This window comes from Luteimonas sp. 22616, assembly GCF_052044325.1.
GTDB lineage: Bacteria > Pseudomonadota > Gammaproteobacteria > Xanthomonadales > Xanthomonadaceae > Luteimonas.
This window is the reverse complement of record NZ_JBQEMW010000001.1, coordinates 494,038-508,042: the sequence shown is the minus strand read 5'-3', so window position 1 is coordinate 508,042 and position 14,005 is coordinate 494,038. Positions and strand designations below refer to the sequence as shown.

Annotated in this window: 14 protein-coding genes; 3 read left to right on the top strand and 11 right to left on the bottom strand. The window is 69.0% G+C overall.

What is annotated here, in order from left to right; genetic code table 11:
* Positions 1 to 272: 272 nt before the first annotated feature.
* The gene (locus ACTJIL_RS02375; protein WP_440753996.1) at positions 273 to 404 is read right to left on the bottom strand and encodes a hypothetical protein; all 132 of its coding nucleotides are present in this window, start codon (positions 402 to 404) and stop codon (positions 273 to 275) included.
* Positions 405 to 435: 31 nt separating this feature from the next.
* Entirely contained in the window at positions 436 to 1,728 is a 1,293-nt protein-coding gene (locus tag ACTJIL_RS02370; RefSeq protein ID WP_440753995.1) for an adenylosuccinate synthase, read from the bottom strand.
* A gap of 346 nt (positions 1,729 to 2,074) precedes the next feature.
* Between ACTJIL_RS02370 and ACTJIL_RS02365 the strand changes: the two genes are divergently transcribed.
* From ACTJIL_RS02365 to ACTJIL_RS02355, 3 genes are all read left to right on the top strand, one after another.
* Positions 2,075 to 3,208 (top strand): hypothetical protein, encoded by a 1,134-nt coding sequence (locus ACTJIL_RS02365; RefSeq protein WP_440753994.1) that lies wholly within the window; start codon positions 2,075 to 2,077, stop codon positions 3,206 to 3,208.
* 157 nt (positions 3,209 to 3,365) lie between these two features.
* Positions 3,366 to 4,922: a lipase family protein gene (locus ACTJIL_RS02360; RefSeq protein WP_440753993.1), complete on the top strand. Its 1,557-nt coding sequence runs from the start codon at positions 3,366 to 3,368 to the stop codon at positions 4,920 to 4,922.
* 249 nt (positions 4,923 to 5,171) lie between these two features.
* Entirely contained in the window at positions 5,172 to 5,828 is a 657-nt protein-coding gene (locus tag ACTJIL_RS02355; protein ID WP_440753992.1) for an ankyrin repeat domain-containing protein, read from the top strand.
* 41 nt (positions 5,829 to 5,869) lie between these two features.
* Here the strand turns inward: ACTJIL_RS02355 and ACTJIL_RS02350 are convergent, their stop codons facing one another.
* From ACTJIL_RS02350 to ACTJIL_RS02310, 9 genes are all read right to left on the bottom strand, one after another.
* Positions 5,870 to 6,061: a DUF2065 domain-containing protein gene (locus ACTJIL_RS02350; protein ID WP_440753991.1), complete on the bottom strand. Its 192-nt coding sequence runs from the start codon at positions 6,059 to 6,061 to the stop codon at positions 5,870 to 5,872.
* Positions 6,062 to 6,066: 5 nt separating this feature from the next.
* Complete coding sequence (gene hflC / locus ACTJIL_RS02345; RefSeq protein ID WP_440753990.1) at positions 6,067 to 6,942, bottom strand: protease modulator HflC; 876 nt, start codon at positions 6,940 to 6,942, stop codon at positions 6,067 to 6,069.
* Positions 6,939 to 8,048, bottom strand: a complete 1,110-nt coding sequence (gene hflK / locus ACTJIL_RS02340) for an FtsH protease activity modulator HflK (protein ID WP_440753989.1) — start codon at positions 8,046 to 8,048, stop codon at positions 6,939 to 6,941. The genes hflC and hflK overlap by 4 nt, the downstream gene beginning before the upstream one ends.
* Before the next feature lie 169 nt (positions 8,049 to 8,217).
* A complete protein-coding gene (gene hflX, locus ACTJIL_RS02335; protein WP_440755819.1) occupies positions 8,218 to 9,609 on the bottom strand; it encodes a ribosome rescue GTPase HflX in 1,392 nt (463 codons plus the stop codon).
* Positions 9,610 to 9,680: 71 nt separating this feature from the next.
* On the bottom strand, positions 9,681 to 9,968 hold the full coding sequence (gene hfq / locus ACTJIL_RS02330; protein ID WP_440753988.1) for an RNA chaperone Hfq: 288 nt from the start codon (positions 9,966 to 9,968) through the stop codon (positions 9,681 to 9,683).
* Between the two features lie 176 nt (positions 9,969 to 10,144).
* Positions 10,145 to 11,131, bottom strand: a complete 987-nt coding sequence (gene miaA / locus ACTJIL_RS02325) for a tRNA (adenosine(37)-N6)-dimethylallyltransferase MiaA (RefSeq protein WP_440753987.1) — start codon at positions 11,129 to 11,131, stop codon at positions 10,145 to 10,147.
* 83 nt (positions 11,132 to 11,214) lie between these two features.
* Entirely contained in the window at positions 11,215 to 12,705 is a 1,491-nt protein-coding gene (gene putP, locus ACTJIL_RS02320; RefSeq protein ID WP_440753986.1) for a sodium/proline symporter PutP, read from the bottom strand.
* A 94-nt stretch (positions 12,706 to 12,799) separates the two neighbouring features.
* On the bottom strand, positions 12,800 to 13,696 hold the full coding sequence (gene folP / locus ACTJIL_RS02315; protein WP_440753985.1) for a dihydropteroate synthase: 897 nt from the start codon (positions 13,694 to 13,696) through the stop codon (positions 12,800 to 12,802).
* Positions 13,696 to 13,851, bottom strand: coding sequence for a hypothetical protein (locus tag ACTJIL_RS02310; RefSeq protein WP_440753984.1), 156 nt, complete (start codon positions 13,849 to 13,851; stop codon positions 13,696 to 13,698). The genes folP and ACTJIL_RS02310 overlap by 1 nt, the downstream gene beginning before the upstream one ends.
* Between the last annotated feature and the right edge of the window lie 154 nt (positions 13,852 to 14,005).

Below are 14,005 nucleotides of genomic sequence, written 5' to 3'. Positions count from 1 at the left end.
GGGCCGCGAGGAAAAGCCGCACGCTCCGACGTGATTCATCTCCCGGCCAACAGCAGCCGGGCATCGAATTCCAGACCATCCCCAGCTCTTCCGGGCATTGCAACGACTGCTTCGGTAGGCGTAGCCAGGTTCGCTCTGCTTCTCCGCCGTCATCGATCGAGCCTTGCGAACGCCACGCACGGCGGGTGAAGTAATTCACGCTAACCGTCTGGATCTCGCCACTGCCGCGATGTCGACCTATGTCGTCGTAACCAACCAGGCGGAAACAGCCGTCACGACAGCGAAAGGTGAAACCGGCTGCTGGTGGACCATGTGTCCGCACTGGCCCACATGTGCAGCGTGACGCTCAAGGCGCCACCATCGACTTCGACGCCGCCCGTCTCGTCGAGGAAATCGTCGAGCACGGGCGAGTACGGCCGCAGGAATTCCCGATCCTTACGCGAACGGATCCTGCAGCACCATCGTGTGCTCGCGGTCGGGACCGGTACTGACGATCGCGATCGGGCAGCCGGCCAGTTCCTCCAGCGCGCGCAGGTAGGCGCGGGCGGCGGGCGGCAGGTCGTCCCATTCGGTCACGCCGTGGGTGTTCTCGCTCCAGCCGGGGAACTCCAGGTACACCGGCTCGCACTCGTCCCAGCCCTGCGCGTCGAGCGGGGCGTATTCGGTTTCCTTGCCGCGGTAGCGGTAGGCGATGCACATCTTCAGCTTGTCCATGCCGTCGAGCACGTCGAGCTTGGTGATGCACAGGCCGCTGATGCCGTTGATCGCCACAGCGCGCTTGAGCGCGACGATGTCGATCCAGCCGCAGCGGCGCGGGCGGCCGGTGGAGGCGCCGTATTCCTGGCCGCGGTCGCGAATGCCTTGGCCGACGTCGTCGTCGAGCTCGGTCGGGAACGGGCCGCCGCCCACGCGCGTGGCGTAGGCCTTGGCGATGCCGAGCACGTAGTCGATCGCGTCCGCGCCCACGCCGGTGCCGGCCAGCGCGCCGCCGACGGTGGTGTTGCTCGACGTCACGTACGGATAGGTGCCGTGGTCGATGTCGAGCAAGGCGCCCTGCGCGCCTTCGTAGAGCACCTTCTTGCCCTGCTTGCGCAGGTCGTGGAGGATGCCGGCGACGTCGGACTTCATCGGCTCGACGTACTCGCCGAACGCAAGCGCTTCGTCGAGGGTCTGCTGGTAATCGACGGCGTCGGTACCCAGGTACTTGGTCAGCACGAAGTTGTGGTAGTCGAGCGCGCTGCGCAACAGTTCGGCGAGCTGCTCGGGGTAATGCAGGTCGGCCACGCGGATACCGCGGCGCGCGACCTTGTCCTCGTACGCCGGGCCGATGCCGCGTCCGGTGGTGCCGATGGCCTTGCCGCCGGCAGCCTTCTCGCGCGCCTGGTCCAGGGCGATGTGGTACGGCATGATCAAGGGCGTGGCCGGGCTGATCTTCAGCCGGCTGCGGACTTCCACGCCGGCAGTCTCGAGCTCGCCGATCTCCTTCATCAGCGCCGCCGGCGACAGCACCACGCCATTGCCGATCAGGCACAGCGCGTCGTCGCGCAGGATCCCCGAGGGGATCAGGTGCAGCACCGTCTTCTTGCCACCGATGACCAGCGTGTGGCCGGCGTTGTGGCCGCCCTGGAAGCGCACGACGGCGCCGATGTCCTGCGTCAGCAGGTCGACGATCTTGCCCTTGCCCTCGTCGCCCCACTGCGCGCCCAGCACCACCACTGACTGACCCATTGCGAAACTCCTGCTGCGAATTGGTAGGAGCGGCATCAGCCGCGCGAGCGATCCGGTGCGCGGGAAGGGGTACGCAGGTGGTTTTTCGCCACACTGCAGTGATCCACACGCGGAAAAAGCCGGCGGTCGGCTCCTGAGAGCTTGCCCGTCCGGCTTTTGCGCATTATCCGGGTTTCTTCCCCTGCAGGCCAGCCGATGCTGGCACGGCCGCCGGGCTGAAGCGTGGCTGTACGGATGCGGGAGCCCGCTCGCGGCCCGTTTCCACGCCCCGCCAAGGGTTGACCCCAGATGCCGCCGCAACGGGGCATTGTCTAGGGTGGGCGGCAGCCCACGTGGAACCTCCAGCATGCACATCGACTCCATCAGCCCCGGCCTTTCGGCCCCGTTGGCGACATCTGCCGCCGCATCCGAAGAACTGGGCCCGAAGTTGCTGTATGCGGGGGACGGGTCTCTCTGGACACCGCAGGGCCAGGGGCATCTCGAAGGCACCGGCGGCAACCCCGGGCAGATCCTGACCACGTACAGCGGCGGCCGCGACGATGGCGTGCTGCTTTCGATGCAGGACCTCCACCAGTCTCCGGACAGCGACGCCGACCATGCCGTGATCCTCGGCGGCCTGCCGTCGACGACTTTCGGTGCATCCCAGCCCGCACCGGACAAGGCGGGCGGCGTCGCCACCGACGGCACCCATGTCTACGTGGCGGATACCGAAGCCATCTACGTCTACCGGCTCTCGGACATCCAGGCGTCCCGCGGCGACCTGTGCGGCGAGCCGGTGCCCGCGATCGACCGGATCGAGATGCCGGATGGCACGCGCGCCAGCTACCTCAACATCAAGGACGGCAAGCTGTACGTGGGCGAGTTCGCTTCCACCGTGGATGCGCTGAAGGACACCATCGAGGTCGAGGGCTTCGGCGAACGGCTGGGCGATTTCTTCAAGGCCATCAATCCGCTCAAGGACAAGTTCAAGGACTACTTCACCGATCCGCTGGATGCACTCAGCCCGGTGGAACTGCATGGCCTCGACCGCCCGGAAATGCTGGTCTACAGCATCGACGAAAGCACCGGTGGCGTCATCGACGAAGGCACCGGGGAGGTCAGTTCGGACAAGCCGGAGCCCGAGCAATCCTTCGAGATCCCGTTCGACACCCAGGGCGTGGCGATCACCGACGAGGGCCTGCTGTTCACGCGTTCCTACGGCAGTCTCGAACTCAACGTGGGGCACGGCATCAAGATCGAAGCCCCGCACGAACTGACCTTCCTCGAGCGCGACGGAAGCGCCGACGGCTACGAGGCCGCGGCCGATGCCGGCAAGGTGGCGGAGCTCGATTACTACGCCGAAGGCGTCAACATCATCGACGGCCAGGTCTGGGTGACGTACGAGAGCGCGGCGGACAAGTACCGCGACAAGGTCGACGATCCGCGCGAACACATCCAGCGCATCCCGCTCGAGGACGTGGACATCCCGGACGCGGGCTAGCTCCACTGCTCCACTGCCCGGGCAACGCCCGCCGCGGTCGCCTGGCTCAGGCAACGGCCGCAACCCGCCAGCCAACACCCTGCCCTAGGGGCAGCACCAGCTGTTTCCGCCCTGCGATGCCACCTACCTTCGGGCCATCCAACCCGGAAGCATGGACATGGGCCTGACCATCGGAGACTTCGCGCAGCGCGCCCTTGCGCTGCAGTGGCCGTCGACCTTCTCGCCGACCGTCGCCGGGCACGCTGCGAAGCTGGCCGATCCCTACGTCCCGGAGCCCAGCTACCACCCGCAGGTCGCTGCCCCCGCAACCTGCGGCCCCGGCCAGGCGATGCCCTACGACGCCGCCAACTTCTCCTCCTACATCAGCGGCACGCAGGGGCGCCAGGTCGACGTCGACCTGATGCGGATGTCGCTGGCCACCTACGAAGGCGGCACCCAGGCCATCTGTGGCTGGACTGCGCTGGACAACGAGCAGTTGCAGGCGGCGGGCATGGACCCGGGCCGGCTCGACGTGCCCGGCAGCCAGTTCAAGGCGACGGTGTTCACCGATGGCCAGGGCAACTACGTGCTGGCGTTCCGCGGCACCCAGGAGGGCGCCGCGGACTGGATGACCAACTTCGCCCAGGGCACCGGCCAGGTCACCGACGAATTCGACCGCCTCGCGCCGCAGGCGGCGCAGGAATTCGCGCGCGCCTTCGGCGAGCGCGGCGTGGATGCCGACGGCAACCGGGCCTACACCAACCTCGCCATCACCGGTCATTCGCAGGGTGGCGGGTTGGCCACCGTGGCCTCGGCGGTAACCGGGATCCCGGCGGTGACGTTCGATCCTTCCGGCGTGCACGACCGCACCCTCCAGCGACTGGGCCTGGACGGCGACCAGTTCCGCCAGCAGGCCGAAGGCGGCCAGGTACGCCGCTATTCGATGCAGGAAGACGCGCTGACGCAGGTGCAGGAAGGCTGGTTCACCGCGCCGCTCGCACCCGACGCCATCGGCCACCAGATCGTGGTCAGGCCCGAAGGTGAACTGGCCGACCGCGTGGTCGAGTACGGGCTCGAGCGCGTCGGCATGGATCCGGGCGCCGCAGGCTTCGTCAATGACCTGATCGAGGGCCTCCCGGGCCTGCCCGGCCCGCTTGGCGACCTCGGCGGCGCCGTGCGCTACCTGGCGCGTGCGGTGAGCAGCCACGAGCAGCAGGTCATGATCGACACCATGCTGCAGCAGCAACCCTGGGAACCCGGTTACCAGAACCCGGCCAGCATCGAACGCACCCTGATGTCGCCGTTGAATTCGCGCGAAGTCGAAAGCCGGGTGACGGAAGCCATGGCGACAGGCGTGGACGAACTGGTGACCGACGTGGCCAAGGGCAGCGAGGATCTTGCCCGGATCGCGAATGACGTCCGGGCGGGCCGGGAGCCGCTGGGAGCCCTGAAGATGGCAGGCGAATTCGTGCAGACCGGGCTTGAAGTCGGGGGTGACCTCGCCTCCACCGGCGCCGATGTGGTCGCGGCCGCCGTGGAAGGCGTTTCGGTGGATGCGGCCAACGCACTCGATGCCCGCGCCGATGCCGCATCCAGCCCCGTCGGCCGCTTCCTCTTCGACGCGGCGGCCGATGGCGTCCGCGTTGCCGGCGAAGCCGGCGGGACCGCGATCCACGCCGGTGGCGACGTGGTCCAGGCGGGCGCCGATGCGCTTGCCCGTCTGTTCGGTCGATGACCGGCGGACGGCGTAACGAGGCATCTTCGACGCCGGCCGCATGACGGGTGAGGTTGCCCGGTGCAACGCACCGATGCGCGCGCACGCCGTTCGAGCCGGCTGACGCCGCAAGCCCCCGGGGCGGCGCATGCGCCGCGGCACTCGCCTCGACAGCCCAGAACCCCTGACACACAATGCCCCATGCATATGCGGCCCGCACTCGTATCGCTGCTACTGCTCCTGTCGACCGTCGCCTGCCGCGGAGAATCCATGGACGCCCCGTTCACCGACGCCAGCGCATCCGAACTGGCGAGCGCGATCGACCACGGCAACGCGCATGCGATCGGCGCGCAGATCCGTGACGGCGCCGATCCCGATGCGCAGGGCAAGGACGGCATCAACCTGCTGCAGTACGCGATCATGGTGGCCAACAAGGCCGGCTTCGAGGCCCTGCTCGACAGCGGCGCCAAGCCCGACGCGCCCGGTTTCAACGGCACCACCGCGCTGCATACCGCCGCGCTCGCCGACGATCCCGATTACCTGCGCCTGCTGCTCGCGCACGGCGCCGATCCGAACGCGGCCAACCGCCGCAATGGCGAGACGGCCCTGGCGGTGGCGGTGTCGCCGCGCACCGACGCGCAGTTCCGGATGCTGCTCGACGCCGGTGCGGATGCGAACGCAGCCGACCGGCAGGGCTACACGCCGCTGCATCGCGCGGCGATGATCAACGCCGGCGAACACGTGCTGCAGCTGCTCGACGCCGGTGCGGATCCGCAGGCGAAAAGCGTGCAGGACGCCACGTTCCAGGCCTATTTCTTCACCACCCCGGAGGCTTCGCTGTCGGCGCAGGCGCGAGCCAACCGCAAGACAGTGGTGGAATGGTTGCGCGCACGCGATGTGCCGCTGGAAGCGGGCGTCGGAGAATAAAGCGAAGCACCGGATGAGGGCGGCGCCTGCGCGGCACCAACTCAGGCCAGGCGGCGCACCAGGCACAGCGCGATCACGCCCGCCGTGAGCAGCAGGGCGCCCGCAACGCGTAGCTGGCGCGATTCCATCGCCTGCATCTGTTCGGCCATGCGCTTCCACGCATCCGGAAAGGCGAACAACACCAGGCCTTCCAGCACCGCGACCAGGCACAGCGACGCCCACAGGTCCGACATCGGCCCTACTTGTCGCTGCGCATGTACTGCAGGAACGGATCGTTGCGGTCGAGCACGATCACGCTGTCGCCGCCGGAGAACGACTTGCGGTACGCCTCAAGGCTGCGCTGGAAGGCGTAGAAACCCGCGTCGCGGTTGGCGGCCATGCCATAGATGCGCGTGGCCTCCGCATCGCCTTCGCCGCGCAGCTTCTGCGCGTCGCGCTCGGCCTCGGCGATGATCACGGTCTGCTCGCGATCGGCCTGGGAACGGATCGTCTGCGCCTGCTCCTCGCCCTCGGCGCGCAGGCGGCTGGCGACCTGCTGGCGCTGCGCGCTCATGCGCTTGTAGACGTCGCGGATCACCGTGCTGTCGGTCGGCAGGTCGATCTTCTTGATGCGCAGGTCGACGATGCGGATGCCGATGTTCTTGGCGCCCTTGTTGATGTTCTCGAGCTGGCGCCCGATCACCTCGGAGCGGTCGCCGGACACCACCTGCGACAGCGTGCGTGCGTTGACTTCGTTGCGCAGCGAGTCCTTGATGATCGGCGCCAGGCGCTGCACGGCGAGCTCTTCGGCGGCCGGTCCCGCGCCACCCGTGGCGCGATAGAACGCGCGCACGTCCTCGATCATGCCGACGGCGAAGAAGTCCACCGACACGTCCTTGCGCTCGGAGGTCAGGTAGCGCTCCGGCGTCGCGTCGAGCACCTGCAGGCGGCGGTCGAACACCAGCGCGCTCTCGACCAGCGGCCACTTGAAGTGCAGGCCGGGACCGATGTCGCTGCGGGCGACGCGGCCGAGGTTGAGCACGATGGCGGTGTGGCCTTCGGCGACCACGTAGACCGAACCCATCAGGCCGAACACGACCAGGATGACGAGCGGGATCAGGATGTTGAGTCTCATCGGCCTGGCTCCTCGTTGCCGCGCGGATTACGGCCGGGACGGATGTCGTCGTCGGCGCCGGCGTTGACGGTCGGGGCGACCATGTCGGGCGTCAGCAACGGCGGCGCCGACGTGGATGCACCGTTGTCCTTCGCCATCGGCACATAGATCAGCTGGCGGCTGTCGCCACCGACGATGGTGCGGTTCTGGGCCAGGACGCCCTGCACGGTTTCCAGCCACAGGCGCTTGCGGGTGACCTCGGGCGCGTCGTGGTACTCGTCGACCAGCAGGCTGAAGCGTTCCGCGTCACCGGTGGCGCGGGCGATCGACGCGGTCTTGTAGCCTTCGGCCACGGTGCGCACCCGTGCCGCCTGGCCGCGTGCCTCGGGCACGACCTTGGCCGCGTAGGCGCGCGCCTCGCTGATCAGGCGGTCCTTGTCCTGCTGGGCGCTGTTGACGTCGTCGAACGCGGGCTTGACCTCTTCGGGCGGGCGCGCGTTGGGCAGGTTGAGTTCAGTGACCACCAGGCCGGTGCGGTAGGCGTCGATCGAGGCCTGCAGCATCTGCCGCGCCGAAACGGCCAGCGCCTCGCGGGCGCCGAGCACGGTGTCGAGGTCGGCACGGCCGACCTGCTCGCGCACGGTGGACAGCACCGCCTGCTGCAGCATCTGGTCGGCGTCGCGGGTGCCGAACAGGTACTTCTGCGCATCGCTGACGCGGTACTGCACGTTGATCTCGACCTGGACGATGTTCTCGTCGCTGGTCAGGATCGGCACGTTGTCGCTGAAGGTCTTGATCTGGGTGGCGGCGACCTTGGTCACCCGCTCGATCGGCCATGGCAGCTTGAAGTGCGGGCCGGGTTCGAGCACGCGCGAGAACTGGCCGAAGCGCAGCACCACGCCGCGCTGTTGCTCGGCCACCAGGACGAAGCAGTTGAAGGCCAGCCACAGCGCCAGCGCCAGACCGATCCAGCGCACCGGACTGCTGCCGCCCCCATCGAACATGCCGCGGAAATTGTCGAACAGGCCGCCCAGGCCGCCACCGTTGCCGCGGCGCGGTTTCCATGGGTTGCGACGGTCCTTGCCGGACCCGCTGTCATCGTTCTTGCCGGGAATGTTCCAGGCCATGCCTGCTCCAATCGGGGTGTGGCACGGCGCCCGGATCGGGCGTGTGCGCTGGACAGTTTACTAGGTCGGGCCGGGTTCGCCCGGAAGCAAGGGCATGCAGCCAGGTATTGGCTTTGCAGAAGCGGCTGAAGCCGCTCCTGCAAACGGATGACAGATCATGCCTGCGCGGTCATGGGGAAGCTTCGAGGGCCAGCTGGTCCCGCAGCGGCGCACCATCGGCGCCGGCGGCCAGGCGGATCGCCTCGGCGGCGGGCAGGTCCACGGCCAGCGTCCAGCCGTGTTCGTCGTGCGCTTCACCGCGGACCGCATCGAGCGCATGCAGCTGCGAGCGCAGGCGGCCGGCCGAGGTCGGCAGGCGCAGCTCGGCGACGATGCGGCGCAGGCCGAGCCGGCCGGCCACCGCCGTGCGCAACAGGTCGAGGCCAAGGCCGTCGCGGGCCGACACCCACACCCGCTCGCGCACCGCGGCGTCGGGCTGGTCGCCGCCAGGGCGATCGTGGCGTGGCTGCAGCGCGCGACGCGACACGGGGGCCGGCAACCGGTCGTCGCCGGCCATGGCTTCCTCGCCGCCATCGTCCCGGTGCGCCGCTTCGCCGACCTTGTCGATCTTGTTGTAGACCAGCAGCTGCGGGATCTCGCCGGCGCCGACCTCGGCCAGCACCGCATCAACCTGGGCGATGCGCTCCTGGCGCAATGGATCGGCAGCGTCGATGACATGCAACAGCAGGTCGGCGTCGCGCGCCTCGCTCAGGGTGGAGCGGAACGCGGCGACCAGCTCATGCGGCAGGTCGCGGACGAAGCCGACGGTGTCCGCGATGGCCGCGTGGCCGCCCGGCAGCGCGATGCGGCGCACGGTGGGATCGAGCGTAGCGAACAGCTGGTCGGCCGCGTAGGCATCGGCGCCGGTCAAGGCATTGAACAGCGTCGACTTGCCGGCGTTGGTGTAACCGACCAGTGCGATGCGCGGCACTTCCCGGCGCACGCGGGCGCGGCGCATCTGGGTGCGCTGCACCTCGACCTTGTCGAGCCGCTTTTGCAACTGCTCGACGCGCTTCTGCAGCAGCCGGCGGTCGGTTTCGAGCTGGGTCTCGCCCGGGCCGCGCAGGCCGATCGAACCACCGCGCTGGCGCTCCAGGTGGGTCCAGCCGCGGATCAGGCGCGTGGCCATGTGGCGCAGCTGCGCGAGTTCGACCTGCAGCTTGCCCTCGGCGCTGCGCGCGCGCTGGGAAAAGATGTCGAGGATCAGCCCGGTGCGGTCGACCACGCGCCGCTGCAGCACCTTTTCCAGGTTGCGTTCCTGGCCGGGCGTGAGCGGATGGTTGACCAGCACCAGGTCGGCACCGCTGGCCTCGGCCGCCGCCTTGACCTCGTCGAGCTTGCCGCTGCCGATCAAGGTCGCCGGGTTGGGTCGATCGATGCGGGCGTTGACGATGGTGGCCACGGTGGCCCCGGCCGAACGCGCGAGGTCGGCGAATTCCTCCAGCGCACCCTCGTCCGCCGGCCCGCCGGAATGGGGCTGGATCAGCAGGGCGTGCTCGCCCTTGCGGGAACGTTCAAACAGCGTGGTCGGCATCGTCTACCCGGGGTCGTTTCAAGCCAGGGATATGGCGGCGCCAACCCGCCGACGCAAGCCTATTCGGCTTCGTCGCTCCCCTCTTCGTCGTTTTCGGCGCCGCCCTCGGCCGACTGGACGTGGCCGCCCCCGGGCCCCACGCGCACGTTGCGCGCCGGCACCACGGTCGAGATGGCGTGCTTGTAGACCATCTGGCTGACGGTATTGCGCAGCAGCACCACGAACTGGTCGAACGACTCGACGGTGCCCTGCAGCTTGATGCCGTTGACCAGGTAGATCGACACCGGCACGCGTTCGCGCCGCAGCGCATTCAGGAAAGGATCCTGCAGAGATTGCCCCTTGGACATGTGTTTCCCCAGCTTGGTTATTGTTGTTCTGGCTTGCGCCCGCTTCGCCCGACCCGTTCCCCACGGCGGCGACAAGGCCGATGTTATACAACAGTTCAGGCTTGTGGGCGCCGCCTGCGTGACGCAGTTCGCAGGCCAGGCGGTGGGAGCGGTCATGGCTGCTCCCACACGGGCAATCAGCCCATTGGCGCAGGGCACCCCCGGCCACGACTGCCGAAGAACAGCGCCAGCGCATCGTCCAGCCGGGACTGGGCCGTGGCCGGGTCGAACCAGCTCGCATCGAGCTCACCGCGCAGCCAGGTCAGCTGGCGCTTGGCCAGCTGGCGCGTGGCATAGATCGCGCGGTCGCGGAATTCGCCAACCGGAGTGGCGCCGTCCAGATGCTCCCATGCCTGGCGATAGCCGACGGCGCGGATCGCCGGCAGCTCCAGCGGTGCCGGATGCGCGCGCAGCTCCGGCAGCGCACGCAGCCCACGCACTTCGTCGAGGAAGCCCGCGGCCAGCATCGTGTCCAGGCGCGCGGCGATGCGGCCATGCAAGGTCGCGCGGTCGGCGGGCGCGATGACCAGTTTCAGCACCCGGCACGGCAACCGCTGGCCGGGCGGCGATTCGCGCTGCCACTGGCTGATCGGCCGGCCGCTGAGGCGGAAGACTTCCAGCGCACGCTGGATGCGCTGCGCATCGGTGGCGTGGATGCGCGCCGCCGCCGCGGGATCGACGCCGGCCAGCTCGGCATGCAGCGCAGGCCAGCCGGACTCACGCGCTTCGGCCTCGATCGCCGCGCGCATCGCGGCGTCGGCCTCGGGCATCGGCGACAGTCCCTGCAGCAGCGCGCGGAAATACAGCCCGGTGCCGCCGGCCAGGATCGGCAACCGGCCGCGCGCGAGGATGCCGTCGATGGCCGCGCGTGCGTCGGCGGCGAACTCGGCGGCCGAATAGGTTTGCCACGGATCGCGCAGGTCGATCATGTGGTGCGGTACGGTCGCGCGCTCCTCCATGGTCGGCTTGGCCGCACCGATATCGAGCCCGCGATAGACCAGCGCCGAATCGACGCTGACGATTTCGCCGCCCAGCCGCTGCGCCCATTCCAGCGCAAGCGCGCTCTTGCCCGATGCGGTCGGGCCCATGAGGGCGATGGCGGGTGGACGAGGGTCGCGGGTCATTGCGGAACAACATCCGCGCGGCCGGGCGAAGCGCTCGGCCATCGCCCCCGGCAGGCCTCGCGACGGCACCCGGCCATGTCCAATCAGTGCCCGTGCAGCTGCAGTTCGGCCCGCACCGCGTCATGGGTGGCCTGCACCGCCGGCGGCGGCGCGCGGCCGAGCAGGCTGACGACGATGATCGCCACGGTCCCGGCGATGAAGCCCGGCACGATCTCGTACAGCGCACTGCCGGTGTGCTTCCACACGAGCACGGTCACGGCGCCGACCACCATGCCCGCCAGCGCGCCGTTGCGGGTCATCCGCTTCCACGACAGCGAGATCAGGACGATCGGACCGAACGCGGCGCCGAATCCGGCCCAGGCGTAGCTGACCAGCCCGAGCACGCGGCTGTCCGGGTCGCGCGCGATCCAGATCGCCAGCAACGCCACCGCCAGCACCATCGCGCGACCGAACCAGACCAGCTCGCGCTGGCTGGCGTTCGGGCGCAGGAAGCCGTGGTAGAAATCCTCGGTGAGCGCGCTCGAGCACACCAGCAGCTGGCACGACAGCGTGCTCATGATCGCCGCGAGGATCGCCGACAGCAGGATCCCGGCGATCCACGGGTTGAACAGCACTTCGGCGAGCGCGATGAACACCCGTTCGGGGTTGTCGCGCACCATGTCCGCGGCCGGCCCCGGGTGCCCGGCGAAGTAGGCGATGCCGAACAGTCCCACCGTCACGGACCCGAGCAGGCACAGGATCATCCAGGTCATGCCGATGCGTCGCGCCTTGGGAATGGTCTGCAGGCCATCGGCAGCCATGAACCGCGCCAGGATGTGCGGCTGGCCGAAGTAGCCCAGGCCCCAGGCCAATGCCGAGACCACGGCCACCAGGCCGCCGGCACCGACCCATTGCAGCCGCGCCGGGTCGACCTGCTCGATCAGCACCCGGGTCTCGTCCAGGCCGCCGCTGCCGATCAGCACGAACACCGGCGTGAGCAGCAGCGCGAAGATCATCAGCGTCGCCTGCACGGTGTCGGTCCAGCTCACCGCGAGGAAACCGCCGACCAGGGTGTAGGTGATCGTCGCCGCCGCGCCCCACCACAGCGCCTGTGCGTACGGCAGCCCGAACACGCTTTCGAACAGGCGTGCGCCGGCCACGATGCCGCTGGCGCAGTACACCGCGAAGAACACCAGGATCACCAGCGCCGAGAGGATCCGCAGCAATCGGCTGCCGTCGGCGAAACGATGGGTGAAGTAGTCCGGCAGTGTCAGCGCGTTGTGGGTGCGCTCGGTGTAGACGCGCAACGGCCCGGCGACGAAGCGCCAATTGCACCAGGCGCCGATGGTCAGGCCGATCGCGATCCACGCCTCCGACAGCCCGCTGGCGTACAGCGCGCCGGGCAGGCCCAGCAGCAACCAGCCACTCATGTCCGAGGCGCCGGCCGACAGCGCGGTGACGTAGCTGCCCAGCGACCGGCCGCCGAGGATGTAGTCGTCGAAGCTGCGCGTGGAACGCCACGCGACGAAGCCGATGCCGACCATCAGCAGCAGGTAGGCAGCAAAAGTGACGAGCAGCGGCGTGCTGGCGGTCATGCGCGAGTCCAGTGGTTTTCCCAGCGCCCGAGCTTACCGCACCGCCGCCCTGCCCCCGGGTCATCCGGGACATGTCCTGCGGGCGCGGGCTGGCTCAGTCGTCGTCCGGCCAGCGGATCGCCGGCTTTGCATCGACGCGCGGCATTGGCACCGCGGCGACCGCGTTCCAGACCATCAGCGCATCGACGGTCGCGGCGACGTCATGCACCCGCAGCAGCATCGCGCCGCGCTGGGCGGCGATCAGGTGCGCGGCAACCGAGCCGTGGACGCGGGCGCGCGGGACATCGCGGCCGGTCAGTTCGCCGATGGTCTTCTTGCGCGACAGCCCGGCCAGCAGCGGCACGCCGAACTCGGTAAAACGCTGCAGCTGCGCGAGCAGGGCCAGGTTGTGGTCGCGGTTCTTGCCGAAACCGAAGCCGGGATCGACGACGATGTTCTTCTTCGCGATCCCCGCCATCTCGGCGGAGAAGATGCGCTCGGCGAGGAACCGGTGCACCTCGGCGACGACGTCGTCGTAGTGCGGATCGTCCTGCATCGAACGCGGCTGCCCGAGCATGTGCATCAGCACCACCGGCACGCCCAGCTCCGCGGCCGCATCCAGCGCGCCCTCGCGGCGCAGCGCGTAGACGTCATTGATCATGCCGGCGCCGGCGGCGACCGCGGCGCGCATCACTTCGGGCTTGGAGGTGTCGATGCTGATCGGCAGCGCGGTTTCCTGCGCCAGCCGTTCGACCACCGGAATGATGCGGCGCAGTTCCTCGTCGAGCGGAACGTCGGCGGCACCGGGGCGCGTCGATTCGCCGCCGATGTCGAGAACATCGGCACCCTCCTCCGCCAGCGCCAGCCCATGCGCCACGGCGGCGTCGGCGGTGGCATGGGTGCCGCCGTCGGAAAACGAGTCCGGGGTGACGTTGACGATCCCCATGACGCGCGGCCGGTCGAGCCGCAGGATCCGGCCGCCGCAATCGAGCGTCGCCACGGTATCGAACATCAGCGGGGGTCCCCTTTTAGCGAGCCCTGGAACGCCGCGCCGAGGGCGACACCGATGGCCATCCACAGCGCGAGCTGCCCGGTGGTCACGCCCATGGCGACGCCAAGCGCGATGCCCAGCGGCACCCACGACATGCGAGGGCAGGAGATCTTCATGGCAGTCCTCCTCATGATTTCCGATTATCCATCGACGGAGACGCGCTGCGCACGCGGATGTGACCGCCATGGCCCCTGTAGGCGCGGACCGGGAAAGAAAAAAGGCCGGAGCAAGCAAGCTCCGGCCTTCGAGGCTTCCGCACGAACCGCGGGG

Excerpts from the sequence above, each read along its gene's own strand:
- ACTJIL_RS02370 (WP_440753995.1), bottom strand. The coding sequence starts at position 1,728 with ATGGGTCAGTCAGTGGTGGTGCTGGGCGCGCAGTGGGGCGACGAGGGC.
- ACTJIL_RS02365 (WP_440753994.1), top strand. The coding sequence starts at position 2,075 with ATGCACATCGACTCCATCAGCCCCGGCCTTTCGGCCCCGTTGGCGACA.
- ACTJIL_RS02360 (WP_440753993.1), top strand. The coding sequence starts at position 3,366 with ATGGGCCTGACCATCGGAGACTTCGCGCAGCGCGCCCTTGCGCTGCAG.
- ACTJIL_RS02355 (WP_440753992.1), top strand. The coding sequence starts at position 5,172 with ATGGACGCCCCGTTCACCGACGCCAGCGCATCCGAACTGGCGAGCGCG.
- ACTJIL_RS02350 (WP_440753991.1), bottom strand. The coding sequence starts at position 6,061 with ATGTCGGACCTGTGGGCGTCGCTGTGCCTGGTCGCGGTGCTGGAAGGC.
- hflC (WP_440753990.1), bottom strand. The coding sequence starts at position 6,942 with ATGAGACTCAACATCCTGATCCCGCTCGTCATCCTGGTCGTGTTCGGC.
- hflK (WP_440753989.1), bottom strand. The coding sequence starts at position 8,048 with ATGGCCTGGAACATTCCCGGCAAGAACGATGACAGCGGGTCCGGCAAG.
- hfq (WP_440753988.1), bottom strand. The coding sequence starts at position 9,968 with ATGTCCAAGGGGCAATCTCTGCAGGATCCTTTCCTGAATGCGCTGCGG.
- miaA (WP_440753987.1), bottom strand. The coding sequence starts at position 11,131 with ATGACCCGCGACCCTCGTCCACCCGCCATCGCCCTCATGGGCCCGACC.
- putP (WP_440753986.1), bottom strand. The coding sequence starts at position 12,705 with ATGACCGCCAGCACGCCGCTGCTCGTCACTTTTGCTGCCTACCTGCTG.
- folP (WP_440753985.1), bottom strand. The coding sequence starts at position 13,696 with ATGTTCGATACCGTGGCGACGCTCGATTGCGGCGGCCGGATCCTGCGG.
- ACTJIL_RS02310 (WP_440753984.1), bottom strand. The coding sequence starts at position 13,851 with ATGAAGATCTCCTGCCCTCGCATGTCGTGGGTGCCGCTGGGCATCGCG.